Raw genomic sequence first — 24537 nt, 5'->3', positions numbered from 1 at the left:
GCCCATGTCTGCTCCCCAGTCCCCCCGGCAGCCTGACGACACCGCCCCCTACGGGCCGCCCGCCCCGTCCCGGTACCGGACGGTCCACCTGCAGCGGGCCAAGGACGAGGGCCGGCGCTTCGCGATGCTCACCACCTACGACGCGATGACGGCGGCCCTGTTCGACGAGGCCGGCGTCGAGGTGCTGCTCGTGGGCGACTCGGTGGGCAACACCGTGCTGGGCCATCCCACCACCCTGCCGGTCACCCTGGACCAGATGATCCTGTTCACCCAGGCCGTGGTGCGCGGTGCCGAGCGTGCCCTCGTGGTCGCGGACCTGCCCTTCGGCTCGTACGAGGCCTCCCCGCGGCAGGCCGTCGAATCGGCCGTGCGCCTCGTGAAGGAGTCCGGCGCGCACGCCGTCAAGGTGGAGGGCGACGAGCGCTTCGCCGAGCACGTGGCCGCGATGACGGCAGCCGGCGTCGCGGTCATGGCCCACATCGGCTTCACCCCGCAGTCCGAGCACGTGCTCGGCGGCTACCGGGTGCAGGGCCGCGGCGCGGGGGCGGCCGAGCGGATGACGGCGTCGGCCCGGGCCCTCGAGGCCGCGGGGGCGTTCGCCGTCCTGATGGAGATGGTCCCCTCGGACGTCGCCGCCGCCGTCGACGCCGCGCTGCGGGTGCCCACCGTGGGCATCGGCGCGGGCCCGGGCACCACGGGCCAGGTGCTCGTGTGGCAGGACATGCTCGGCCTGCGCGAGGGACGGGTGCCCCGGTTCGTCCGTCAGTACGCCCGCCTGCACGAGGTCGTGGGCGACGCGGTCCGGGCCTATCGCGCGGACGTGCTCGACGGCGCGTTCCCGGCCCCGGAGCACGGCTTCGAGGGCTGAACCCGCCCCGTGCGACGACCGGGCCCCCGTCCGAGGGACGGGGGCCCGGTGTCGTCCGGCGCCGCGGTCAGGAGGCGTCGTCGACGGGACGGCTGTCCCAGTCGTCGTCGCGCGCGTCCTCCGCGTCGGCGGCCTCGTTGTTCGCCCGCACGCGGTCCATCGCGGCCTGGGCCTCCTCACGGGTGCCGAACGGGCCCAGCAGCTGGGACCAGTCCGACTGGGCGCCCACCTCCACCTGATGCGTGTTGACGTTGTACCAGAACTCGCTCGTCTCGGTCATGGGGGCCACAATAGCCGGGCCGATAGGCTGGAGGACATGTCCCAGCGTCAGAACCCCGCCGTCCCGTCCAGCCACAACGGTCCCCGCCCCGCGGGCCCCACCGCACCGGAGCCCGGGTCGCTCGCCCCCGTCGGCACTCTGACGCCCGGGGCCCCGTCCCCCGCCCCGCCCGTGCCGGCCGCGATCCCGCGCCCCGAGTACGTCGGCAAGGCCACCCCGGACGAGGGCAACGCCTCGGACGTCTACGACGCCGCCGGCATCGAGCGGATCCGCGCCGCCGGCCGCCTGGCCGCGCAGGCCATGGAGCACACCGCCGCCCACATCCGCCCGGGCGTCACCACGGACGAGCTGGACCGGATCGCGCACGCCTTCCTCGTGGAGCGCGGCGCCTACCCGTCCTGCCTGGGCTACCGCGGCTTCCCGCGGTCCATCTGCACCTCGATCAACGAGGTCATCTGCCACGGCATCCCGGACGGCACCGTCCTGGAGGACGGGGACATCGTCAACCTGGACATCACCGCGTACCTGGACGGCGTCCACGGGGACCACAACCGCACCTACCTGGTCGGCGACGTGGACGAGGAGTCCCGGCTGCTCGTCGAGCGCACCGAGGAGGCCCTGCGCCGCGGCATCCGCGCCGTGAAGCCCGGCCGTCAGGTCAACGTGATCGGCCGCGCCATCGAGTCCTACGCCAAGCGCTTCGGCTACGGCGTGGTGCGCGACTTCATCGGCCACGGCGTGGGCGTGGACTTCCACTCCGGCCTCGTGATCCCCCACTACGACGCGGCCCCGGCCCACGACCGCCTGCTCGTGCGCGGCATGGTGTTCACCATCGAGCCGATGCTCACCCTCGGCACGATCGAGTGGGACCAGTGGGACGACGGCTGGACCGTGGTGACCCGCGACCGCCGTCGCACCGCGCAGTTCGAGCACACGATCGTGGTCACGGACGACGGCGCGGAGATTCTCACGCTGCCGTGACCCGGCACTAAGCTGGGGGCCGTGACGACGCACACCAGCACCGCCCAGCGCTCCTCCAAATACCCCACGACGATCGGCATCGACGTCGGGGGGACCGGCATGAAGGGCGGCCTGGTCCGCCTCGGGTCGGGGCCGAAGGCGGGCACCCTGCGCGGGGACCGCTTCCGCATCCCCACGCCGCAGCCGGCCATGCCCGAGCCCGTGGCGGCGACCCTGGCGGCCATCACCGCCGAGCTCGACGGGCGCGAGAAGGCGCCGAAGCCCTCCGCCCCGCTGGGTGTGTGCTTCCCCTCGATCGTCAAGGACGGGGTGTGCCTGTCCGCGAACAACATCGACCACTCGTGGATCGGCACGGACCTGCGCGGCAGGTTCGAGGAGCACCTGCGCCGCCCCGTGACCGTGGTCAACGACGCCGACGCGGCCGGCCTCGCGGAGGCCCGCTACGGGGCCGGGCGGGGCGTGCGCGGCCTGGTGCACGTGATCACCCTCGGCACCGGCATCGGCGGCGCGATGATCCACGACGGCGTGCTCGTCCCGAACTTCGAGGTCGGCTCCCTGGAGCTCGACGGCGTGATGGCCGAGTCGCGGGCCTCCGCGAAGGCCCGGGAGCGCGATCAGCTCAGCTGGGCCGAGTACGCCGAGCGACTGCAGCGCTTCTTCTCCCACGTGGAGCGGATCTTCTCGCCCGACCTGTTCATCGTCGGCGGCGGCATCTCCAAGCGGCCGGACGACTACCTGCCGCTGCTGCGCCTGCGCACCCCGATCGTCCCGGCCCAGCTGCAGAACAACGCGGGCATCGTGGGCGCCGCCCTGGCCGCGCACGGCTCGCTCGCCGACGGCAACTGAGGGCGCAGACACCGAGGGCGGTTCCGGCTTCCCCTCCGGAACCGCCCTCGGCAGTCTTGCCGGGCCGACCGAGGTCGACCCGGGGATCACTGTAGCGCCTGGAGGCCGTGCGCACCACTGCAGCGTCGATCCCGGCCGCGCCGTCGCATCGGCCCAGGTCAGCGGGTGAACAGCCGCGGCTGCACGGCGGGACGGCCGCGGTCGTCCCCGTCACCGGCCCGGAGCTCGGCGATGGCCTCCTCGAAGTCGTCGAGGGACTCGAAGTCCCGGTAGACGGAGGCGAAGCGCAGGAAGGCCACCTGGTCGAGACGGCGCAGCGGATCGAGGATGGCCAGGCCGACGTCGTGGGCGTCCACCTCGGCGTTGCCCGTGGCACGGACCGTCTCCTCGACCTCCTGGGCGAGCATGGCCAGGTCGTCGCTCGTCACCGGCCGCCCCTGGCACGCCTTCCGGACGCCGTTGATCACCTTGGAGCGGTCGAACGGCTCCGCCACCCCGGAGCGCTTGACGACGGTCAGGGCGGTGGTCTCCATGGTGGTGAACCGCTTCCCGCAGGCCTGACACTGCCGACGCCGACGGATGGCGGAGCCGTCGTCGAGGGAGCGTGAATCCACCACGCGCGAGTCCTCATGACGGCAGAACGGGCAGTGCATCAGCTCTCTCCTCCTGGGCGGGGCACTCCCATGCTACGTCCGCTCAGCCGAGGCAGGCCGGACCCAGCAGGATCTTGAGGTCCCCGAACAGCGCCGGGTTCGGGCTCACCCGGAACTGCGGGCCCAGCTGGAACTCCTGCGTGGCACGCTGGCCCACCAGGGACAGCCGCACCTCCGAGGAGCCCTCGTGGGTGCGCAGCACGTCCGCCAGCTGGCCCATGACCTGCTCCGTGGCCTTGAACGCGGGCAGCGTGATCCGCACGGGGCCGCCGGGGCCGTCCGAGAGCTCCGGGATGGTCAGCTCCATCGCCGACAGGGACACCGACCCGTCGTCCCGGCGCTGCACCCTGCCCTTGACGGCGACGACGAGGTCCTCGGCCAGCATCATCGCGATGGGCGCATACACCTGGCCGAAGAACATGACGTCCATCGAGCCGCCGAGGTCCTCGATCTCGCAGCGCGCGTACGCGTTGCCCGAGGACTTGGCGATGCGGCGCTCGAGCGTGGTGATCAGGCCCGCGATGGTGACGATCGCGCCGTCGGCGGGCCCGTCGTCGTCGAGCACGCGGGTGATCTGGACGTCGGCGTGCTGGGCCAGGACGCCGTCGAGGCCCTGCAGCGGATGGTCGGACACGTACAGGCCCAGCATCTCGCGCTCGAACGCGAGCTTCTCCTTCTTCGCCCACTCCGGCAGGTCCGGGACGGCGACGCCGTCCGCGGCGTCGGAGTCGTCCTCGTCGCCGCCGCCGAGCGCGAACAGGTCGAAGGTGAACTCGCCGTGATCCTCCTTGCGCTTCTGCGCCACGGTGGCGTCCACGGCCTCCTCGTGCACGGCCAGCAGGGCGCGGCGGGCGTAGCCGAGGGAGTCGAAGGCGCCGGCCTTGATCATGGACTCGATGGTGCGCTTGTTGCACACCACGAGCGGCACCTTCGCCAGGAAGTCGCCGAAGCCCGTGTACGAGCCCTTGTCCTCGCGCGCCTGGACCATGCCCTTGACCACGTTGGCGCCCACGTTGCGGACGGCGCCCATGCCGAAGCGGATGTCCCGGCCGACGGGGGTGAAGGTCAGGTGGGACTCGTTCACGTCCGGGGGCAGCACCGTGATGCCCATGTGGCGGCACTCGTTGAGGTACATGGCCAGCTTGTCCTTGTCGTCGCCCACCGAGGTGAGCAGCGCCGCCATGTACTCCGCCGGGTAGTGCGCCTTGAGGTAGGCCGTCCAGTAGGAGACCAGGCCGTAGGCGGCCGAGTGCGCCTTGTTGAACGCGTAGTCCGAGAAGGGCAGCAGGATGTCCCACAGGGCCTTCACCGCGGCCTCCGAGTAGCCGCGGTCCAGCATGCCCTGGTGGAACGCCTCGTACTGCTTGTCCAGCTCCGACTTCTTCTTCTTGCCCATCGCGCGGCGCAGGATGTCGGCCTGGCCGAGCGAGTAGCCCGCCACCTTCTGGGCGATCGCCATGACCTGCTCCTGATACACGATCAGGCCGTAGGTGGTGTCCAGGATCTCCCGCAGCGGCTCCTCCAGCTCCGGGTGGATCGGGGTGATCTCCTGCTGCCCGTTCTTGCGCAGCGCGTAGTTGGTGTGCGAGTTCGCGCCCATGGGGCCGGGGCGGTACAGGGCGATGGTCGCCGAGATGTCCTCGAAGTTGTCCGGGCGCATCATCTTCAGCAGCGAGCGCATGGGGCCGCCGTCGAGCTGGAACACGCCGAGGGTGTCGCCGCGGGCCAGCAGCTCGTAGGCCGCCGGGTCGTCCACGTCGAGGGTCTCCAGGTCCAGGTCCACGCCCTGGTTCGCCTTCACGTTCTCGAGCGCGTCCGAGATGATCGTGAGGTTGCGCAGCCCCAGGAAGTCCATCTTGATCAGGCCCAGGGACTCCGCCATCGGGTAGTCGAACTGGGTGATGACCTGGCCGTCCTGGAGACGACGCATGATCGGGATGACGTCGATCACCGGCACCGAGGACATGATCACGCCGGCCGCGTGCACGCCCCACTGCCGCTTCAGACCCTCGAGACCCTTGGCGGTCTCGAAGACCTCCTTCGCCACCGGGTCCGTGGCGATCAGCTCGCGGAAGGGCGCGGCCTCCCCGTAGCGCGGGGCCGCGGGGTCCTCGATGTCCTTGAGCGGGATGTCCTTGGCCATCACCGCCGGCGGCAGCGCCTTGGTGAGGGACTCGCCCATCGAGAACGGCTGGTCCATCACGCGGGCCGAGTCCTTCAGGGCCTGCTTGGTCTTGATGGTGCCGTACGTGACGATCATGGTGACGCGCTCGTCGCCGTACTTGCGGGTGACGTAGTCGATCACCTCGGAGCGACGGCGGTCGTCGAAGTCGACGTCGAAGTCGGGCATGGACACGCGGTCCGGGTTGAGGAACCGCTCGAAGATCAGCCCGTGCTTGAGCGGGTCCAGGTCCGTGATGCGCAGCGCGTACGCCACCATCGATCCGGCGCCCGAGCCACGGCCCGGGCCCACCCGGATGCCGTTCTCCTTGGCCCAGTTGATGAAGTCGGCCACGACGAGGAAGTACCCGGGGAAGCCCATCGAGATGATGACGTCCAGCTCGTAGTCCGCCTGCTTGCGCACGTGGTCCGGCACGCCGTCCGGGTAGCGGTAGGCCAGACCGGAGGCGACCTCCTTGATGAGCCAGCTGGTCTCGTCCTCGCCCTCCGGCGTGGGGAAGACCGGCATGTAGTTGGCCTTCGTGTCGAACTCGACCTCGCACCGCTCGGCGATGAGCAGCGTGTTGTCGCAGGCCTCGGGCAGCTCCGCGAAGAGCTCGCGCATCTGCCGCGGGGACTTCAGGTAGTACTCGGTGCCGGAGAACGCGAAGCGGGAGCCGCCCTGGTCGTAGCTGGGCTCGTTGAGCTTCGAGCCCGACTGCAGGGCCAGCAGCGCCTCGTGCGCCTTGGCGTCGTGCTCGTGGGTGTAGTGCAGGTCGTTCGTGGCCACGAACGGCAGGCCCAGGTCCTTGGCGAGCCGGCGCAGGTCCGTCATCACCCGGCGCTCGATGTCGAGGCCGTGGTGCATGATCTCGCAGTAGTAGTTGTCCTTGCCGAAGATGTCCCGGAAGTCCGAGGCCGCCTGCATCGCCTCCCGGTACTGGCCCAGGCGCAGGCGCGTCTGCACCTCGCCGGAGGGGCAGCCCGTGGTGGCGATCAGGCCCTTCGAGTACTGGCTCAGCAGCTCCCGGTCCAGCCGCGGCCACTTGGCGTACACCGAGTCCAGCGAGGCGATCGAGCCCATCCGGAACAGGTTGTGCATCCCCTCGGTGGTCTCGCTCAGCAGCGTCATGTGCGTGTACGCACCGCCGCCGGACACGTCGTCCCCCCGCTGGTGGGGCTCGCCCCAGCGGGTCTTCTCCTTGTCCGTGCGGTGCTGCTGCCCGGGGGCCACGTAGGCCTCGAGCCCGATGATCGGCTTGACGCCCGCCGCCTTCGCCTTGGACCAGAAGTCGTAGGCGCCGAAGAGGTAGCCGTGGTCCGTGATGGCCAGCGAGTCCATGCCCAGCCGCTGAGCCTCGGCGAACAGGTCGTCCAGCTTCGCGGCGCCGTCGAGCATGGAGTACTCGGTGTGCGTGTGCAGGTGGACGAAGCCGCCGTCCTTCACGGCGTCGGGGCGGGCGTCGGCGGACACGGTCATGCGGGGTGGGCCTTTCGACGGGGAGGACGGCAGGGCCGCACCAGCCTACTCGTGGTGCCCGGGCGGCGGGGCCGGACCGGGACGGGGGTCACATCGACGGTGCAGGCTCAGTCCTCGTCGCCGCGCAGCGCCGCCAGGGCGTGGGCGAGGTCGTCCGGATACGGGGAGGTGATCGTCACCGGCTCCCCCGTGACCGGGTGCGGGAACGCCAGGCGGTGGGCGTGCAGCCACTGGCGGGTCAGCCCGAGCTCGGCCGCCAGGCGCGGATCCGCCCCGTACGTGAGGTCGCCGACGCACGGGTGGCGCAGCGCCGAGGTGTGCACGCGGATCTGGTGGGTGCGCCCGGTCTCCAGGTGGACCTCGAGCAGGGTGGCCCGGCCGAACACCTCGAGCGTCTCGTAGTGGGTCACGGACGGCCGGCCGTCCTCGAGCACCGCGAACTTCCAGTGGTGGCCGGGATGCCGCCCGATGGGCGCGTCCACGGTGCCGCTCAGCGGGTCCGGGATGCCCTGGACCACGGCGTGGTAGACCTTCTCCGGCACGCGCTCGCGGAACTGGTCCTTCATGGCCGTGTAGGCGCGCTCGGTCTTGGCCACGACCATGACCCCGGTGGTGCCGACGTCGAGCCGGTGCACGATCCCCTGGCGCTCAGGGGCGCCCGAGGTGGTGATGTCGTAGCCGAGGGCGGCCAGGGCGCCCACCACGGTGGGCCCGACCCAGCCCGGCGAGGGGTGCGCGGCCACGCCGGTGGGCTTGTCCACGGCCACCAGGTCCTCGTCCTCGTACAGGATGCTCAGCGCGTCCACGCGCTCTGCCCTCACTTCCAGGGGGTCGGGGTCGTCGGGGACGTCGACGGCGAGGGTCTCCCCCGCCACGGCCTTCGCGGACTTGGCCAGGACGCGGTCCCGGCGGCCGGAGCGCGACTCGGCCCGCACCAGGCCCCGGGAGAACCAGTCCGCCAGCAGCGAGCGGGAGACGCCGAACGCGTCGGCGAGCACCGCGTCGACCCTCCGGCCCGCCGCGGCCTCGGTGACCTCGAGCCGCTCGGTCAGTCCCGGTCTCATGCCCATGTCCTCACGCCTCCCGTGTGCCGTCCAGGCGGCGGCCGGTCATCACGAGCAGGGCGACGCCGATGACGGAGCAGACGATGAACGAGTCCGCCACGTTGAAGATCGCGAAGTGCGGCACGGAGATCATGTCGACCACGTGGCCGCGCCCGAACGCCGGGGGCCGGAACAGCCGGTCCGTGAGGTTGCCGAGCACGCCGCCGGCGAGCCCGCCCAGCGCCAGGGCCCACGGCGTCGAGCGCACGCGGGCGATCCCGACGAGGGCGGCGACCGCCACCACGGCTTGGATGATGGTGAACACCCAGGTGTGGTCCTCGCCGATGGAGAAGGCCGCGCCCGGGTTCAGGATGTAGTGCCAGCGCAGCACCCCGGGGATCACCGTGACGGAGTCCCCCAGCTGCATCGTGCTCTCGACCGCGTACTTGGTCAGCTGGTCGAGGGCGTAGGCCAGCACCGCCACGATGAGGGCGGTGAGCACGGCTCGCCGGCCCGCGCGAGGGGATCGCGGGGCCGGCGCGGCGTCGACGGCTCGGCTCACGCCGTGGGTGCGGGGGGCTCGACGCGCTTCTGGGCGCGGATCTCCCGCAGCTGGCCCTCGATGTAGGAGGTGAGGCGGCTGCGGTAGTCGGTCTCGAAGCTGCGCAGCTGTTCGACCTCGCCCTCCAGACCGGCCTTCTCCTCGGCCAGGGCTTCGAGGGTGCGGGCCTTCTGCTCCTCGGCGTCGCTGACGAGCCGGGCCGCGGTGGCCTCGGCCTCGGCGACGAGCTCGGTGCTGCGCTGCTCGCCCGCGGCGACGTGCTCGTCGTGCAGCCGCTGGGCCATGGCCAGGACGCCGGCGGCGGAGGTCGCGGCCGCGTCGGCGGACTCGGGGGCGGCGGCCGGGGCCGACTCCTCGGCGGAGGCCGGGGTCGCGGCGGCCTGCGGGGTGTCCGCAGCGGGGCCGGCGGCCGGGGCGGCGCCGCCGGCGCGCAGCTCCGCGTTCTCGGACTCGAGCTGCTCGTTGAGGGCGATCAGGCGCTTGAACTCCGCCACGATCTCGTCGAGGAAGTCATCCACCTCGGTCTGGTCGTAGCCCTCGCGGAACTTCGTGGGCTGGAACTGCTTGTTGACCACGTCTTCCCAGGACAGCGCCATGGAACCGTCTCGCTCTCTGCTCGGTGCTCGGGGACGGCCGGGCGGCCCGGCGCGTCGGCGGTCGGCGCGCCGGTGAGGGGCGGCGCCGATCCTGCCGCGAAGACTACCACCGGGGCCGACAGCCGCCCCGGGCCGCGGGTCAGGCCACGCCGGCCAGGCTCAGCACCAGGACCCGCAGCAGGACGACGCCGAGGAACACGATGAGGAAGGCCACGTCCAGGCCGATGCCGCCCAGGTTCACCGGCGGCACGGCACGACGCACGGGGCGCAGCAACGGGTCGGTGGCCCCGTACACGCCGCTGGCCAGCACGAGGGCCGCCCCGGTGGGGCGCCAGTGGCGGGCGAACGACTGCGTGACGTCCAGGACGATCCGCACGGTCAGCGCCGCGAGCACCACCGTCAGGGCGATGTAGGCGAGGGCGAGGAGCAGCTGCATGGGCGCCTCAGTCGCCGTCGAACGGGGAGTCGGCCGCGCCGGACTCGCCCTGCTCGGCGCCGACGACGTCCACGGTGGCCGGGGTCAGCAGGAACACCTTGCTGGTGATGCGGGAGATCGAGCCGTGCAGGCCGAAGACGAGGCCGGCCGCGAAGTCCACGAGGCGCTTGGCCTCGTTCTCACCGAGGTCGGTCACGTTCATGATCACGGGGACGCCGGAGCGGAAGGCCTCGCCGATCGCCTTCGCGTCGTTGTAGGAGCGGGGGTGGACGGTGGACAGGGTGTGCACGGAGGCTCCTTCGGCAGACGACGCTGCGGCTCGCTTGATGGGGGTCACCGGGGCCCGGTAGCCCGGGTCGGCCGGCTCGGGACGCGCCGGACGCCGGGGTTCGGCGGGATCGGCCGCGGTGGAGCCGGACGGGGTCACGGGCTCCGGCCGCTCGGCCGGCTCGGGATCGCGGACCGCAGTCGGGCGGACGTCCTCCATGAGGGGGTCGGTGTCCGGCTCCGCGGGGCGGCGCGCCTCGACGACCTCGTGTCGGGGCGCGGTCTCCCGCTCGGTGGCACGGGGCTGCTCGTCGTACTCGTCGCCGTCGGCCAGGCCGAGGTAGATCATCGTCTTCTTCAGGGCACCAGCCATGAGTCTTCCTTCACCACGTCCTCCGGCCCCGGGGGCCGCCGTCGTTCGTCGTCGGTGCGCATGCGTCCGCACGGTCCTGTCGCGTCCCGCCGGGACGCGCGGGGTCAACGTTAGCCCACCGCGTCCCGGGCCCCCAGAACGTCGGAGCCGATGCGCACCTGTGTCGCCCCGGCGCGCACGGCCGCCTCGAGGTCCGCGCTCATCCCCATGGACAGCGCGGTGGCCTCCGGATGCGTCTGCCGCACGCGCGCGCCGAGAGCGGCGAGCCGGCGGAACGCCTCCTCCGGGTCCAGGCCGCGCGGTGCCACGCACATCAGCCCGCCCAGCCGCAGGCCCGGCAGGCCGGCGACGACGGCCGCGAGGGCGGCGACGTCCTCGGGGCGGGCGCCGCCGCGCGGACCGATCCCCTCGGGACGGTCCTCGTCGGCGCGGTCGTCGACGTCCACCTGCACGAGGCACTCCAGGTCGGGGATCGCGGCCTCGGGCTCGCGCTCGCGCCGCAGCACGAGCGCCCGCGAGAGCGCCTCGGCCAGTTCGGGTCGGTCCACCGACTCCACCACGGACGCGTAGCGCACCACGTACTTGGCCTTGTTGGTCTGCAGCTGGCCCACGAAGTGCCAGCGCGGGGCGTCCGCCCCCAGGGCCGCGGCGACGGCCTCGGCCTTGGGCCGGGCCTCCTGGTCGCGGTTCTCCCCCACGTCGGTCACGCCGAGCGCGGCGAGGCGCACGACGTCCTCGGCGGGGTGGGTCTTGGTCACGACGACGAGCGCGGGCTCCGCCTCGCGCCCGGCGTCCCGCGCGGCGTCGGCGATGCGGGAGTGCACCGCGGCGAGCGCGTCGGCGATCTCCCGGGCGCGGGGGTCCGTCGGGGTCGGCCCGGCGGTGGCGGGGGCGGTCATGCGTCTCCTCTCGGGGTGGTGGCGTCGGGGTCGGCGCGCCAGACGAGGCCGGCGAACCGGCCCTCACCGGGCGCCCGACGGTGCGAGAACAGGCGCTCGTCCTCCCGCGTGCACACGTCGATCGTCGCGGCGGCCACCCCGCGGGCACGGAGGACCTCCGCGGCGCCGGCGGGCAGGTCGAGGGCGGGGGTGCCCCAGGACGTGGTGGCGGCGGTCGCCGGGAGGCGGGCGGCGGCGTCGTCGCGCATGGCCGCGGGCACCTCGTAGCAGCGGCCGCACACGCCGGGGCCGATCCAGGCGCGCAGGCCGGGACCGGCTCGGTCGGCCTCCGGACGCAGGGAGAGCAGCCGATCGACGGTCGCCTCCAGGACGCCCTCCAGCAGCCCGCGTCGCCCGGCGTGGGCCACGGCGGTCGCGCCGGTCGTCTCGTCGACGAGGACCACGGGGAGGCAGTCGGCCACCATGACGGCCAGCGGCCGGGACCCGTCGCGGCTCACGGCGGCGTCGGCCACGGGGGCCGGGGCACCGCCGCGCCCGGGCCCGTCCGCCCACACGACGTCGGCCGAGTGCACCTGGTCCAGATAGAGCGTGGCGCCCTCGGGGACCCCCATCACGCGCTCCAGGGCGCGACGGGCGGCGCTGACGCGAGCGAGCCCCTCGGCCTCGTCCGGCGGGACCACGTGCAGCGCGAGGTTGCCGGCGGCCACGGAGGTCCAGGCGACGTGCACGGCGCCCGTCGCGGTGCGGACGGTCTCGCGGTGCACGAAGGGGCCGGCGGGGACCCGTGTGGTCCCGGCCGGCCCCTCCGCGGCCGTCACTTGAGGAAGTCCGGGACGTCCAGGTCCGAGGACCCGGCGCCGAGGTCCGGCTCCACCACGGTGGGCAGGTCCTGCTGGCGGCGCGGCTGCTGCTCCTGCGGGGCCAGCGGCACGGTGCCGCGCACGGCGGGGCGCTCGGCCTGCTGCGGCGGGGCCGGGGCGGCCGGCTGCGGCTGGGCGGGGACGGGCTGCGGCTGCGCGGGGGCCGCGGCCCGCTGCGGGGCCGCCTGCTGCTGCTGCGCGGCCTGCGGGGCGGCCGGGGCGGAGGTGACGTCCACCTTGTCGAAGCCCGCGGCGATCACGGTCACGCGCACCTCGTCGCCGAGGGCGTCGTCGATGACCGCGCCGAAGATGATGTTGGCCTCCGGGTGGGCGACCTCCTGGACCAGTCGCGCGGCCTCGTTGATCTCGAAGAGGCCGAGGTCGGAGCCGCCCTGGATGGAGAGCAGCACGCCGTACGCGCCGTCGATGGAGGCCTCGAGCAGCGGCGAGGCGATCGCCAGCTCGGCCGCCTTGACGGCGCGGTCCTCGCCCTGCGCGTGGCCGATGCCCATGAGCGCGGAGCCCGCGCCCTGCATCACGGACTTCACGTCCGCGAAGTCGAGGTTGATCAGGCCCGGGGTGGTGATCAGGTCGGTGATGCCCTGGACGCCGGAGAGGAGCACCTGGTCCGCCTGACGGAAGGCGTCCATGACCGAGACGTTGCGGTCCGAGATGGACAGCAGGCGGTCGTTCGGGATCACGATGAGGGTGTCGACCTCGTCCCGCAGGGCGTCGATGCCCGCCTCGGCGGAGCCGGCGCGACGGCGGCCCTCGAACGTGAACGGACGGGTCACGACGCCGATGGTCAGGGCGCCGAGCGAGCGCGCGATGCGGGCCACGACGGGCGCTCCGCCGGTGCCGGTGCCGCCGCCCTCGCCCGCGGTCACGAACACCATGTCCGCGCCCCGCAGGACCTCCTCGATCTCCTCCGCGTGGTCCTCGGCGGCCTGGCGGCCGACCTCGGGGTTCGCGCCCGCGCCGAGTCCACGGGTGAGCTCGCGGCCCACGTCCAGCTTCACGTCCGCGTCCGACATCAGCAGCGCCTGGGCGTCCGTGTTGATGGCGATGAACTCCACGCCGCGAAGCCCCACCTCGATCATGCGGTTCACGGCGTTCACGCCGCCGCCGCCGATGCCGACGACCTTGATGACGGCCAGGTAGTTCTGGGGTGCAGCCACGGTGTTGGTTCCCTTTGTTCGAGATCTCGAGAGGTCAGCGCGAGGCACATCGCCCCGGTGATCGGCGGCCACCCGGGGTGGACACCTTCAAGCACAGCGTGAAGCGAGCCTCGCGCGCGTTCGGATCCACCGTACTGGGAGGCCCGCGTCACGCGCAAAAGAAAACGGCGTGTCCACGCGGAAAAGACGCCCTCAACATCAACTTTCACGTGAGACTCGAAGGACGAGCCTCCGCGGTGAGGACACCCCGACTCGCACGAGACCAGGCGCCCCGACATTCACCTTCACGTTCTACTGGAGACTCCTGTGGCCCCGGTTCAGCGCGTGATCGGCCGCGTGGGAACGGAGACGTCGATCTCGGCGACGCCGCCCGCCGCGGACCCGTGCCGCTCGTCCGCCAGGAACGCCTCGGCCACGGACCCCTTGAGGCCGGCGTCCTGCGCGTCGCCCCAGACCAGGGTCACCCCGCCCTCGAGCGCCAGATAGACCTGGCCCGGGCCCCGGGAGTCGGCGGTCTCGACACGATCGGCCACAGGCTCCGGCAGGGCGGCCAGCACCTCGGCCACCTCGGCGCGCTCCTCCTGTGCCCGCTGCGCCAGCTCCTCCGAGAACGCGGGGAGGTCCTCGCCCTCGAGCCGCTCCTCCGGCACTCTCGTCAGGACGGTGCCGTCCGCGAGCAGCAGCTGCGCGCCGTCGTCACCGTCCCGCCGGGCCCGCGCCTCGTGCTCCCGGACCACGACCTCCAGGCCGGTGGGCAGGCGGGGCACGGTCTGGACCTCGGCCACCCCGGGCAGACCGCCGACCAGCTCGCCCACACGGCCGGCCCCGACGCGGGACAGCGGCACGCCGTACACGGGCTCCAGGCGCTCCTGGACGGCGGTGGCGGAGACATGGCGGGTGCCGGTGACCTCGACGCGGTCCACCGCGAGCACGGGCGAGAAGAGCACGACCCAGCCCAGGGCGCCCAGCACCGCGAGCACCGCGGCCGCCACACCCCAGCGCGTGGCGCGGCGCCGGCGCGCGGTGCGCCCCGGGAACCGGACGACGGTGGAGGCGTCGGCCCCGGCCGGTGCGACCGGCGGCGTCCCGTGGCCGCGCCTCACGGGTGGGCGACGCCGAGCGCCGCGTCCCGGCCGAGCTCAGCGAGCAGGTCCGGGCCCAGGGCGGTCACGTCCCCCGCGCCCATCGTGAGGACGACGTCGCCGGCCGTGGCGCCCGCCGCGAGCGAGCGCACCGCCTCGGCGCGGTCCTCGGCGACGACGCGGTCCTCGGCGGCACCCGTGGTGAGGCGGGAGGCGATGAGGGACGAGTCGACGCCGGGCATCGGCTCCTCCCGGGCCGCGTACACGGGCAGCACGCGCACCACGTCCGCCCCGGAGAGGGCGGCGGCGAACTCGGCGGCGAAGTCCCGGGTGCGGGAGAACAGGTGGGGCTGGAACAGGACGTGCACGCGGGCGTCACCGGCCACGGCACGGCCGGCGGAGACCGCGGCGGCCACCTCCGTGGGATGGTGCGCGTAGTCGTCGAAGACCCGCACGCCGCGCGCGGCGCCACGGAACTCGAATCGGCGGGCCGTGCCCCGGAAGGCCTCGACGCCCCGCACGGCGGCCTCGAAGGCCATGCCCGCCCGGACGGCGGCCAGGACCACGGCGGCGGCGTTCAGCGCGTTGTGCCGGCCGGGCACCTGCAGGTGCAGGGTGCGCTCCGGCCCGTCCGCCATCCGGAACGTGGCGCGCTGGCCCACTCCGGTCTCGCCCGGCTCCACCGCGAGGTCGGTGACCAGCAGGTCCGGCACCACGCCGTCGCGGGGCGCCGTGCCGTAGGTCACGACGTCGGCGGCCGCGTTGTCACGGGCCCACGCGGCGAGCTCCGCCGCGCCGGCGTCGTCGAGGCAGGCCACGAGGACCCCGCCCTGGGCGGCGGCCGGCAGCCCGCCCGCGAAGTCCCGGAAGACCTGGTGCACCGCCTCCTCGGTCCCGTAGTGGTCCAGGTGGTCGGCCTCCACGGTCGTGACGATCCCGATCGTGCTCGGGTAGTTCACCAGGGTGCCGTCGGACTCGTCGGCCTCCGCGATGAACCACTCGCCCCGGCCCGCCCGGGCGTTGGTGCCGAGCCCGGCGACGGCGGCGCCGACGGCGAACGTGGGGTCCCAGCCGGCGTCGGAGAAGGCCATGGCGGCCATGGAGGACGTGGTGGTCTTCCCGTGCGTGCCGGCGACGGCCAGCACCCGGTGGCCGCGCATGGCCAGGGCGAGGCCCTCGGAACGGTGCAGCACGCGCAGTCCGCGTGCCACGGCGGCGTCGTGCTCCGGGTTGCCCGGCCCGGCGATCGAGGAGGCGATCACCGTGGTGACGTCCCGGCCGAGGTGCGCGGCGTCGTAGCCGACCGTGATCCGGGCGCCGCCCGCGGCGAGCTCGCGCATTACGGGCAGGTCCTTCGCGTCGGAGCCGGACACCGCGACGCCCTGCTCCTGGAGGATGCGGGCGACCCCCGACACGCCCACGCCGCCGATCCCCAGCAGGTGCACGCGGCCCAGGTCGGCGAAGCGGCCCTCGGCCGCGGGACGGGTGCTCTCGTCGCGGCTCATCGCCGGGCTCCTTCCTGGGCGGCCGAGCGCACGAGGCCGGCCATGGTGACGTCCGCGTCCCGGACGCCGAAGCGGGCGGCCGCCTCCCCCATGCGCGCCAGACGCTCGGGGTCGGTCGCCAGCGGGATCAGCTGACGCTGCACCCACGCGCGCCCGAAGGCGTCGTCGCGGACGAGCAGCGCACCCTCCGCCTCCACCACGGGGCGGGCGTTGAGCGCCTGCTCGCCGTTGCCGATGGGCAGGGGGACGTAGACGGCGGGCAGGCCGACCGCGGACACCTCGCAGACCGTGCCGGCGCCCGAGCGGGCGACGATCAGGTCGGCGGCGGCGTAGGCCTGCTCCATGCCCGCCAGGTACTCCCGCTGGACGTAGCCGTCCCGGACCAGGAGGCTGCCGTCGTCCTCGGTGAGGGCCTTGTCCCGCCCGGTCAGGTGGAAGACCTGCAGACCGGCGTCGAGGAGGTCGCCCAGCGCGGCGCGCACGGTGCGGTTCACGGCCAGCGCACCCGAGCTGCCGCCGGTCACCACGACGGTGGTCCGGTCCGGGTCGAGGCCGAGGGCCTCACGGGCGGCACGGCCGGCGGCCGCCCGGTCCAGGCCGGAGATCTCGGGGCGCATCGGCATGCCCACCCAGCGGGCGCCGCGGAGGCGGGTGTCCGGCAGGGCGGTGCCGACGTGCGTGGCCCGCAGGGCGCCGATGCGGTTGGCCAGGCCGGGGCGGGCGTTGGCCTCGTGGACCACCACGGGCACACCGGCCCGGAACGCGGCGAGGTACACGGGGGTGGCGACGTAGCCGCCCACGCCCACGACGACGTCGGCGCGCCGGTCCCGCAGGATCCGGGCCGCCGTGGCGACCGCGGCGCGCATGCGGGCCGGGAAGCGGACGACGTCCATCGACGGGCGGCGCGGCATCGGGACCCGGTCGATCAGGTCGAGCTCGTAGCCCGCCTCGGGGACGAGACGCGTCTCCATGCCGGAGGCGGTGCCGACCATGGTGCACTCGACGGGGCCGCCGCCGTCATCCTCCAGGGCGCGGGCGATCGCGAGCATCGGGGAGATGTGGCCGGCGGTGCCGCCGCCGGCCAGCACCACCCGCAGGGGTCCGGAGGGATGAGAGGTCTGCGTCATCGGGGCTCCTGGAGGACGGGGGTGGGGATCACGGGGAGGGGGTCGGTGTCCGGCTCCTCCGCCTGCGGGCGGGCGTCCGGCTGCGCGGCACGGCGACGCTCGTGGCGGGCGAAGGCCAGCACGATGCCGACCGCGCTCAAGGACAGGGTGAGCGCGGAACCACCATAGGAGATGAAGGGCAGCGGGACGCCCACCACGGGGATGATCCCGGAGACCATCGCGATGTTGACGGACGCCTGGCCCACCAGCCAGGCCAGGATCCCCCACGTGGACAGGCGGATGAACGTGGACGTGGTCCCGGCGGCGACGCGGTAGATGCCGATCGCCAGGCCGAGGTAGGCCAGCAGCACCACCAGCGTGCCCACGAGCCCGAGCTCCTCGCCGAGGATGGTGAAGATGAAGTCGTTCTCGGCCTCCGGGATGTAGCTCCACTTCTGGCGGGACTGGCCGAGGCCCGCGCCCCACCAGCCGCCCGAGGCCAGGGCGTACATCCCGTGCGCCGGCTGGAAGCAGGGGTCGGTGGCGTCGGAGCAGTCCCCCAGCCAGGCCTGCACCCGGACCATGCGGTGCGGGGCGAGGAGGGTCAGGGCCAGGATGCTCAGCACGCTCAGCGCCAGGAAGGTGAGGAAGACCCCCCAGTGGGTGCCGGCCACGTACAGCACCGTGGCCAGCACGAGCGCGAGGATGATCGCGGTCCCGAGGTCGCTGCCCGCCATCACCAGGACCAGCAGCAACAGGCCGCCGGGCAGCACCGGGATCAGCGCGTGCCGCACCTGGGTGACAAGGCGGTGCTTGCGCTCCAGGACCGCCGCCGCCCACAGGGCCAGGGCGAGCTTGGCGGCCTCGGAGGGCTGCATCCGGAACCCGCCGATGCCGAGCCAGTTGCGATTGCCGCCCACGGTGACCCCGAGCGGGGAAAACGCGACCAGCGCGAGCAGGATCACGGCCACGCCGAACGCCGGCCAGGCGAGCGCCTTGAAGACGCGCACCGGCAGGCGCGAGAACACGAGCAGGGCCGCCACGCCCGCCACCGCCCAGGCGGTCTGGCGCAGGAACAGAGCGTACGAGCCGCCGCCGGTGCCGATCGCCTCGACGGAGGACGAGGAGAGCACCATCACGAGGCCCAGCACCGTGAGCAGGGCGGTGCAGCCGCTGATGAGCAGGACCGACAGGTCGAGGGCGCGGCGACCCTCGAGGACCCGCCACATCCGGCGCAGGAGCCGCTCCCGGTGCTCGGGGGCGTCGTCGTCCGCGCCGGAGCGCACCGGGCGGAGCTCGATCGGGGACATGGCCCTCCTCACGGGGGAAGCGAGACGGTCGGGTGGGCGGCGGGTCAGTCGGCGTCGGGCGCGGCGTCGTCGTGCACGTCCCAGCCGTGCTCGCGCATCAGCCCGGCGACGGCCTCGATGAACGCCTCGCCGCGGGCCGCGTAGGAGCGGAACTGGTCCATCGACGCCGCGGCGGGCGCCATGAGCACGGTGTCGCCGGGGCGGGCCAGGCCGTCGGCCACGCGCACCGCCTCGGCCATCACGGCCGCACCGTCGGCGGGGCCGGTGCCGTCGGCCGCGGTGAGGGGGGCGTGGACGGGGACCTCGGGGGCGTGCGCGGCCAGGGCCGCGCGCAGGGCCGAGGTGTCCCTGCCCAGGAGCACCACCGCGCGGAGCCGGTCGGCGTGCGCGGCCACCAGCTCGTGATAGGTCACGCCCTTGGGCAGGCCGCCGGCCAGCCACACCACGGAGCTGAACGCCGCCAGCGACGCGTCCGCGGCGTGCGGGTTCGTCGCCTTGGAGTCGTTGACCCACATGACGTCGCGGGAGGTGGCCACGAGCTGGATGCGGTGCTCGCCGCGGTCGTAGGCGCGCAGGCCCTCGGCCACGGCCGCGGGGCTCACCCCGACGGCCCGGGTCAGCGCCGCCGCGGCGGCCGCGTTGGCCATGGTGTGGCGCGGCGCCACCGGGCCCAGGTCGGCGCGCTCGGCCAGGGCGATCGCCTCGTGACGCCGGTTGTCCAGGAACGCACGGTCCACGAGGATCCCGTCCACGACGCCGATGTCGGACAGGCCCGGGGTGTCCGTGGTGAAGCCGATCGCGCGGCAGCCCTCCTGGACGTCCGCGCGTTCCACGAGGGTGCGGGTCAGCGGGTCCTGCTCGTTGAACACGCAGGCCACCCGCGTGTTCGCATACACCTTGCCCTTGGCGGCGGCGTACTCGTCCATCGAGCCGTGCCAGTCCACGTGGTCCTCGGCCAGGTTCAGCACCGCCGATGACGCCGGCGCCAGTCCGTGCGTCCAGTGCAGCTGGAAGCTGGAGAGCTCGAGGGCGAGCACGTCGAAGCCCTCCGGGTCGCGGATCGCGTCGAGCACGGGGGTGCCGACGTTGCCGCAGGCCACCGCCCGACGGCCGTCCGCCCGCAGGATGGCCTCGACCATCGTCACGGTGGTCGTCTTGCCGTTCGTGCCCGTCAGGCACACCCAGTCGGCGGTCTTCCGGCCGGCGCGCTCGCGCAGCCGCCAGGCCAGCTCGACGTCGGACCAGATCGGCAGGCCCGCCGCGTGGGCGGCCATCAGCAGCGGCTGGTCCGGACGCCAGCCCGGGGAGGTCACGACGAGGTCCGCGGCGGCGCCGTCGACCTCGGGCAGCGCCTGCGTGGCCGCCCGGTCGAGCAGGACCTCGCGGACCCCCACGATCCGCAGGGTCTCGGCGCGCGCCCGGTTCTCGGGGCCGTCGTCGCCGTCCACCACCACGACGGCGGCGCCCAGCTCGGCCAGGGTGTCGGCCACGGAGAAGCCGGTGACGCCCAGGCCCGTGACGACGACGCGCAGGCCGGCCCACCCCGGGGCGTCCCAGGACGTGAGGTCGGCGGTGCGGGCGGTGTCGGCGCGGGGCCGGCGCACCGGTGCGGGCGCGGCGTCGGACGCGGGGCCGGTCACGGGGTCACCCCCGCGAGGCCGCCCTGGCGGATGAGCCAGTCGCCGTAGAAGATCGCGAGCCCCACGGTGACGCACATCAGGGACAGCAGCCAGAAGCGGACCACGACGGTCACCTCGGCCCAGCCCTTGAGCTCGAAGTGGTGCTGCAGCGGCGCCATGAGGAACACGCGCTTGCCGCCGGAGACCTTGAACCAGCCCACCTGGATGATGACGGAGAGGGTGATCGCGACCATGAGGCCGGCCAGCACGGCCACCAGGATCTCGGTGCGCGTGAAGATCGCGAAGCCGGCCAGGGCGCCGCCCAGGCCCAGGGAGCCGGTGTCCCCCATGAAGATCTTGGCCGGGGAGGTGTTCCACCAGAGGAAGCCCAGCAGGCTGCCCGTGAGGATCGCCGCGAGCAGGGCGAGGTCCATGGGGTCGCGGACCTCGTAGCAGCCGCGTGTGCCCTCGAGCGCGCACGACTGGCTCGCCTGGAAGAGCGACATCAGGACGTAGGCGCCCGTGATCATGGCGGTGGCGCCCGTGGCGAGCCCGTCGAGGCCGTCCGTGAGGTTCACGGCGTTCGTGGTGGCGGTGGTGATGAGGTTCGACCAGATCACGAACAGGATGACGCCGATCGCGGGTCCGGCGAAGGCCAGGTCGAGCCACGGGACGTCCCGGGCGAAGGAGATCGCCGTCGAGGCGGGGGTCAGGCCCCGCTCGTCCGGGAAGTTCAGGGCGAGGACGGCGAAGGCGGTGCCGATCAGGGCCTGGAGGATGATCTTGCCGCGCGGCGTCAGGCCGAGCGAGCGCTGCTTCGTGATCTTCGTGAAGTCGTCCACGAACCCGACGAAGGCCATGCCCACGGTGAGCAGCAAGAGGATGAGGCCGGAGGCCGTGGGCCCGCCGAAGTCGACGCCGAGCACCGCGAGCAGCCCGTGGGTGATCAGATACGCCAGCACGAGGGACCCGATGATGACCGCGCCGCCCATCGTGGGCGTGCCGCGCTTTGTCTTGTGGGTGGTCGGGCCGTCGTCGCGGACGAACTGGCCGTACCCGCGCTTGACGAGGAACCGGATGAACAGCGGGGTGCCGGCGGCCGAGAGGACCAGGCCGAGCACGCCGCCGATGAGCAGTCCGATCACGGTCGGGACTCCTTCGGGGAGGCGGAGGGGGCGGCGACGGCGTCGGCCGTGGCGAGGCGCTCGCCGAGGGCCGCGAGCCCGACGCCGTTGGAGGACTTGACGAGGACGAGGTCGCCGGGGCGCAGGTGCTCGGTGAGGAACGCCTCGGCCTGCGCGGCGTCGTCGACGAAGTGCGCCTCTTCGCCCCAGCTGCCCTCGTTGAGGGCGCCGATGTAGAGCGGCCGGGCTCCGGCGCCCACCACCAGCAGCTGGGCGATGTTCAGGCGCACCACGGACTCGCCCACGAGGGTGTGCTCACGGACGCGGGCATCGCCGAGCTCGAGCATCTCCCCCAGGACGGCCCAGGTGCGGCGGCCGCTGGAGCGGCCGAGGGTGGCCAGCGTCCGGAGCGCGGCGCGCATGGACTCGGGGTTGGCGTTGTACGCGTCATTGATGATCGTGACGCCGTCCGCGCGGTCGGTGCGCTCCATCCGGAAGCGGCTGGCGGGCCCGAGCCCGTCGAGACCACGGGCGATCTCGGCCGGGTCCATGCCGGCGGCGTGGGCGGCCGCGGCGGCGGCCAGCACGTTGTGCACGTGGTGCAGGCCGGTCAGTCCGGAGGCGACCGGGTGCCGCAGGGCGGCCCCATCCGTCCCGACCTGCAGGTCGAAGACGGGGCGCTCCTGGTCGTCGGCGCGCACGTCCCGTGCGGCGACGAGGCCTGACGCGCGGCCGGCGGACACGTCCTCGGCCGCGCGGGCGACGCCCCGCTCGTCCGCGGTGAACCAGGTGATCGGGGCGGCGGTCCGCGCCGCCATGCCGGCGACACGCTCGTCGTCGAGGTTGAGGACGGCGATGCCGTCGGGGCCGAGGGCCTCCACGAGCTCGCCCTTGGTGCGTGCGATGTTCGCCACGCCGCCGAAGCTGCCCGCGTGGGCGGTGCCCACCATGAGCACGACGCCGATGTCCGGGCGCACGAGGTCGCAGAGGTACGCGATGTTACCGACGTGGTCCGCGCCCATCTCGACCACGAGGAAGCGCGTGTCCAGCTCCGCCCGGAACACCGTGAGCGGCACGCCGACCTCGCCGTTGTACGAGCCGACCGGTGCGACGGTGGGGCCCTGGGTGGCCAGCAGGGCGGCGAGCAGGTCCTTCGTGGTGGTCTTGCCGGCCGAGCCGGTGATGCCGATGACGGTGGTCGGGGAGTGCTCCCGGACGCGGCGCACGACCTCCCGGGCGAGCGCGCCCATCGCGAGCACGGCGTCCTCCACGAGGATCGCCGGGTGCGCGGCGCCGTCGGGGGCGTGCGTGGCGCGCTCGGCGAGCACAGCGGCGGCGCCGGCGCCCAGCGCGGCGTCGATGAAGTCGTGGCCGTCGGCGCGCTCCCCCGGCTTCGCCACGTAGAGCGTGCCCTCGGCGGTGACCTCCCGCGAGTCGGGGGTGACGTGCACCAGCACGGTGGCGGGGTCGAGGGTGGCCGAGAGCGTGCCGGACACGGCCTCGGCGATCTGGGCTGCGGTGAGAGCGATCATGACTCGATGACCTTACCCTCGCGGGCGGGGCCGGAGCCCGAGGCGGAGGCCGCCGCGACACGGGCTGCCAGGGCCTCGCGGAGGGCCACCCGATCGTCCAGCGGGACGAGCTCGCCGTCGTAGTCCATCGTGGTCTCGTGCCCGCGGCCGGCCAGGAGGATGCCGTCCTGCGGCCCCGCCAGCTCCACGGCGCGGCGGATGGCCGCGGCACGGTCGGCCACCTCCTCGATCACGACCGTGCGGCCCTCCTCCCGCGCGATGCGGTCGGCCTCGGCGCGGGCGCCGGCGAGGATGTGGGCACGGATCGGGGCCGGGTCCTCCGAGTGGGGGGTGTCGTCGGTGACGATCACCACATCCGCCGCCCGGGCCGCGATCGCGCCCATCACGGGCCGCTTGTCACGGTCACGGTCACCGGCGGAGCCGAACACGATCAGGGTGCGGCCGCGCGTCCCGGCCGCCGCCCGGGCGTCGGCGAGGGAGCGCAGCGCCTGGACTATGCCGTCCGGGTTGTGCGCGAAGTCGACGACGGCGTCCGGCTCGCGGCCCACGACCTCCATCCGTCCCGGGACGGCGGCGGCCAGAGGGCCCTCGCCCGCGGGCACGTCCAGGACGGCGGCGAGCGCGTCCAGGTGCTCCTCCCCCACGGCGTGCAGCACGAGCAGGACCGCGAGGGCCGCGTTGGCCACGTTGAAGCGGCCCGGCAGACCGACGGAGGCCCGCAGCTCCCGGCCCGTGGCCGCGTGGCGCAGCGTGAAGCGATGGCCGAGGCCGTCCGGCGCGAGCTCGGCGACCTCCCAGTCCGCCCGGAGGCCGGGGTCGTGTTCGGCCAGGGCGCCCGGCGTCGGCGCGGCCGGCCCGAGGGCGAGCGTGGTGACGGGAGCGCCGGCGGCCCGGGCCATGGCGACGCCCCAGCGGGGCCCCTCGCCGCCGTCGAGCGTGATGACGGCGTGGTCGGTGCGGGCGGGGTCGAACAGACCGGCCTTGGCCGCGAAGTACTCCTGCATCGAGCCGTGCATGTCCAGGTGGTCCTGGGTCAGGTTGGTGAACCCGGCCACCGCGTAGCGCAGGCCGGCGATCCGCTGGTACGCCACGGCGTGGGAGGAGACCTCCATGACGGCGGTGTCCACCTCCTCCTCGCGCATGAGCGCCATGAGGGCGTGCAGCTGGGTGGCCTCGGGCGTGGTGAGCGTGGAGGGGACCTCCCGCTCCCCCGCGCGGATCAGGATCGTGCCCACGATGCCCGACCGGCGCCCCAGGGCCTCGAGCAGGGCGGCGGCGAGGAAGCTCGTGGTGGTCTTGCCGTTGGTGCCGGTCACGCCGAGCAGGCGCGGGCCGGCGTCGCCCCCGCCGCCGTAGACGCGGGCCGCCACGGTGCCGGCGGCGGTGCGCACGGCGTCGACCTCGAGCACCGGGACGTCGGCCAGGCCCTGCTCCGCCAAGAGCGCGCGGCCCGCCGCGTCCGTCAGGACGCCGACGGCGCCGGCCTCCAGCGCCGTGGCCGCGAACGCGGCACCGTGGGCGTGCGCCCCCGGGACGGCGACGTAGAGGTCGCCCGGGCGCACGACACGCGAGTCGAGGCTGACCCCCGTGACGCCGTCGGCCGGGGCCGCGCCGTGGACGTGGGCCGCGATCCCCGCCTCGGCCAGCGCCTGTGCGAGGGCGGGCCAGGGCGTGGCGGGGGTGTGGGAGGGCCGGAAGGCGGCGTCCTGCTGGGCCGGGGTCAGCGGCGCAGGGGGGTCGCTCGGGGTGGTCATGGGGGTGCTCCTGGGGTGCTCGG

Annotated in this window: 22 protein-coding genes; 3 read left to right on the top strand and 19 right to left on the bottom strand. The window is 73.9% G+C overall.

The features are described from left to right. The first annotated feature begins 4 nt into the window (after window positions 1-4). Window positions 5-868: a 3-methyl-2-oxobutanoate hydroxymethyltransferase gene (panB, locus tag OVA32_RS06455; RefSeq protein ID WP_036383056.1), complete on the top strand. Its 864-nt coding sequence runs from the start codon at window positions 5-7 to the stop codon at window positions 866-868. Between the two features lie 67 nt (window positions 869-935). Here the strand turns inward: panB and OVA32_RS06450 are convergent, their stop codons facing one another. Beyond that, window positions 936-1148 (bottom strand): SPOR domain-containing protein, encoded by a 213-nt coding sequence (locus OVA32_RS06450; protein WP_036340724.1) that lies wholly within the window; start codon window positions 1146-1148, stop codon window positions 936-938. A 36-nt stretch (window positions 1149-1184) separates the two neighbouring features. On the opposite strand from OVA32_RS06450, the gene map reads away from it, so the two are divergent. Then, complete coding sequence (map, locus tag OVA32_RS06445; RefSeq protein WP_041102725.1) at window positions 1185-2129, top strand: type I methionyl aminopeptidase; 945 nt, start codon at window positions 1185-1187, stop codon at window positions 2127-2129. A 21-nt stretch (window positions 2130-2150) separates the two neighbouring features. After that, window positions 2151-2975: a polyphosphate--glucose phosphotransferase gene (ppgK, locus tag OVA32_RS06440; protein WP_036339941.1), complete on the top strand. Its 825-nt coding sequence runs from the start codon at window positions 2151-2153 to the stop codon at window positions 2973-2975. Window positions 2976-3133: 158 nt separating this feature from the next. Here the strand turns inward: ppgK and nrdR are convergent, their stop codons facing one another. The 18 genes from nrdR to OVA32_RS06350 form a co-directional block, all read right to left on the bottom strand. Continuing rightward, entirely contained in the window at window positions 3134-3628 is a 495-nt protein-coding gene (gene nrdR / locus OVA32_RS06435; protein WP_002855838.1) for a transcriptional regulator NrdR, read from the bottom strand. A 43-nt stretch (window positions 3629-3671) separates the two neighbouring features. After that, the gene (gene dnaE / locus OVA32_RS06430) at window positions 3672-7268 is read right to left on the bottom strand and encodes a DNA polymerase III subunit alpha (RefSeq protein WP_049146940.1); all 3597 of its coding nucleotides are present in this window, start codon (window positions 7266-7268) and stop codon (window positions 3672-3674) included. Between the two features lie 107 nt (window positions 7269-7375). After that, window positions 7376-8338, bottom strand: a complete 963-nt coding sequence (locus OVA32_RS06425) for an RluA family pseudouridine synthase (protein ID WP_095353835.1) — start codon at window positions 8336-8338, stop codon at window positions 7376-7378. 4 nt (window positions 8339-8342) lie between these two features. Continuing rightward, a complete protein-coding gene (lspA, locus tag OVA32_RS06420) occupies window positions 8343-8813 on the bottom strand; it encodes a signal peptidase II (RefSeq protein ID WP_095353834.1) in 471 nt (156 codons plus the stop codon). A 56-nt stretch (window positions 8814-8869) separates the two neighbouring features. Continuing rightward, on the bottom strand, window positions 8870-9469 hold the full coding sequence (locus OVA32_RS06415) for a DivIVA domain-containing protein (RefSeq protein ID WP_095353833.1): 600 nt from the start codon (window positions 9467-9469) through the stop codon (window positions 8870-8872). Between the two features lie 139 nt (window positions 9470-9608). Next, entirely contained in the window at window positions 9609-9905 is a 297-nt protein-coding gene (locus OVA32_RS06410) for a YggT family protein (RefSeq protein ID WP_010078509.1), read from the bottom strand. A 7-nt stretch (window positions 9906-9912) separates the two neighbouring features. Then, window positions 9913-10545: a cell division protein SepF gene (gene sepF, locus OVA32_RS06405; protein ID WP_185194385.1), complete on the bottom strand. Its 633-nt coding sequence runs from the start codon at window positions 10543-10545 to the stop codon at window positions 9913-9915. A 110-nt stretch (window positions 10546-10655) separates the two neighbouring features. Next, window positions 10656-11444 (bottom strand): YggS family pyridoxal phosphate-dependent enzyme, encoded by a 789-nt coding sequence (locus tag OVA32_RS06400; protein ID WP_144825524.1) that lies wholly within the window; start codon window positions 11442-11444, stop codon window positions 10656-10658. Then, window positions 11441-12262, bottom strand: a complete 822-nt coding sequence (locus tag OVA32_RS06395; protein ID WP_060974345.1) for a polyphenol oxidase family protein — start codon at window positions 12260-12262, stop codon at window positions 11441-11443. The genes OVA32_RS06400 and OVA32_RS06395 overlap by 4 nt, the downstream gene beginning before the upstream one ends. Next, the gene (ftsZ, locus tag OVA32_RS06390) at window positions 12259-13482 is read right to left on the bottom strand and encodes a cell division protein FtsZ (RefSeq protein WP_049146932.1); all 1224 of its coding nucleotides are present in this window, start codon (window positions 13480-13482) and stop codon (window positions 12259-12261) included. Before ftsZ ends, OVA32_RS06395 begins: the two co-directional genes overlap by 4 nt. 317 nt (window positions 13483-13799) lie before the next feature. Continuing rightward, complete coding sequence (locus OVA32_RS06385; protein WP_245245375.1) at window positions 13800-14585, bottom strand: cell division protein FtsQ/DivIB; 786 nt, start codon at window positions 14583-14585, stop codon at window positions 13800-13802. After that, entirely contained in the window at window positions 14582-16069 is a 1488-nt protein-coding gene (murC, locus tag OVA32_RS06380; RefSeq protein ID WP_185194386.1) for a UDP-N-acetylmuramate--L-alanine ligase, read from the bottom strand. The genes OVA32_RS06385 and murC overlap by 4 nt, the downstream gene beginning before the upstream one ends. Beyond that, window positions 16066-17196 (bottom strand): undecaprenyldiphospho-muramoylpentapeptide beta-N-acetylglucosaminyltransferase, encoded by a 1131-nt coding sequence (gene murG / locus OVA32_RS06375; protein ID WP_041102719.1) that lies wholly within the window; start codon window positions 17194-17196, stop codon window positions 16066-16068. The genes murC and murG overlap by 4 nt, the downstream gene beginning before the upstream one ends. After that, entirely contained in the window at window positions 17193-18485 is a 1293-nt protein-coding gene (gene ftsW / locus OVA32_RS06370; RefSeq protein ID WP_044659504.1) for a putative lipid II flippase FtsW, read from the bottom strand. Before ftsW ends, murG begins: the two co-directional genes overlap by 4 nt. Before the next feature lie 44 nt (window positions 18486-18529). Then, entirely contained in the window at window positions 18530-20125 is a 1596-nt protein-coding gene (gene murD / locus OVA32_RS06365) for a UDP-N-acetylmuramoyl-L-alanine--D-glutamate ligase (protein WP_060973594.1), read from the bottom strand. Then, complete coding sequence (gene mraY, locus OVA32_RS06360) at window positions 20122-21249, bottom strand: phospho-N-acetylmuramoyl-pentapeptide-transferase (protein ID WP_060973595.1); 1128 nt, start codon at window positions 21247-21249, stop codon at window positions 20122-20124. Before mraY ends, murD begins: the two co-directional genes overlap by 4 nt. Continuing rightward, window positions 21246-22760 carry a UDP-N-acetylmuramoyl-tripeptide--D-alanyl-D-alanine ligase gene (locus OVA32_RS06355; protein ID WP_073116566.1) on the bottom strand — a complete coding sequence of 505 codons (1515 nt, stop codon included), beginning with the start codon at window positions 22758-22760 and terminating at the stop codon, window positions 21246-21248. Before OVA32_RS06355 ends, mraY begins: the two co-directional genes overlap by 4 nt. Beyond that, window positions 22757-24514 carry a Mur ligase family protein gene (locus tag OVA32_RS06350; RefSeq protein WP_101966016.1) on the bottom strand — a complete coding sequence of 586 codons (1758 nt, stop codon included), beginning with the start codon at window positions 24512-24514 and terminating at the stop codon, window positions 22757-22759. The genes OVA32_RS06355 and OVA32_RS06350 overlap by 4 nt, the downstream gene beginning before the upstream one ends. Window positions 24515-24537 lie beyond the last annotated feature (23 nt).

Origin of the sequence: Micrococcus sp. SL257 (genome assembly GCF_026625585.1) — a bacterium.
In the GTDB taxonomy this organism is placed as follows: domain Bacteria; phylum Actinomycetota; class Actinomycetes; order Actinomycetales; family Micrococcaceae; genus Micrococcus; species Micrococcus luteus.
This window is presented reverse-complemented; position numbering and strand designations above follow the sequence as displayed.